The organism is Pseudalkalibacillus sp. R45, from assembly GCF_052246725.1.
Lineage (GTDB): Bacteria > Bacillota > Bacilli > Bacillales > Fictibacillaceae > Pseudalkalibacillus.
On record NZ_JBQQCL010000048.1, the window covers coordinates 1 to 1,001 of the forward strand.

1 protein-coding gene is annotated in these 1,001 nt (G+C 51.0%); it reads left to right on the top strand.

What is annotated here, in order from left to right; translation table 11 throughout:
* A partial coding sequence (locus tag ACTWQL_RS24845; RefSeq protein WP_443145011.1) for a S8 family serine peptidase occupies positions 1–1,001 on the top strand: 1,001 nt, incomplete at both ends.

Here is a 1,001-nt window from a genome sequence, read left to right on the forward strand (position 1 = left end):
ATGGCTGTAACGGCGAACAAAGAAGTCATGGAGCAATTGGCTGCATTTCCTGAGGTAGCGAAAGTATTGCCGAATGAAGTGCGTCAACTCCAACCGATGCCTCAATCAACAAAAGCGTCCACTCAACCGAAAGCAGATGAGAAAAATGAAACGAATGCGATTGAGTGGAATGTTGAACGTATTGGTGCTCCAGCCGTTTGGGACATGGGAATCGATGGCTCGGGTACAGTTGTAGCCAACATCGATACTGGGGTTCAATGGAATCACCCAGGTCTTGTGGAACAATATCGTGGCTATGATCCAGCAAATCCGGACGCTCCAAGTCATGAGATGAACTGGTTCGATGCGACGGCTGGTCAAGAAACGCCTTACGATGATCAAGGTCATGGTACACATACAATGGGTACGATGGTCGGTGCTGAACCGGATGGTTCAAACCAAGTCGGTGTAGCACCTGGTGCGAAGTGGATTGCGGTCAAAGCATTCACAGCCGCAGGTGGAACCGATGTCGACCTCCTGGAAGCAGGTGAGTGGATCATCGCTCCAACCGATGCCGATGGGAACTTGCATCCTGAAATGGCGCCGGATGTTGTCAACAACTCTTGGGGAGGCGGACCAGGCTTAGATGAATGGTACCGTCCGATGGTTCAAAACTGGCGTGCCGCCGATATCTTCCCAGAGTTTTCAGCAGGGAACACGACGATCTTCAACCCAGGTGGACCAGGATCTGTCGCGACACCAGCGAACTATCCTGAATCTTTTGCGACAGGTGCAACGGATATCAACGACAATTTGGCAAGCTTCTCATTAGAAGGACCATCTCCTTATGATGAAATCAAGCCGGATGTCAGTGCGCCTGGTGTCAATATCCGCTCGACGGTTCCAGGAAGCGCTTATGAAGGCGGTTGGAATGGAACTTCGATGGCTGGACCACACGTATCAGCTGTCGTCGCACTACTTCGTCAAGTCGACTCTTCCTTGACTGTCGATGAAATCGAAGA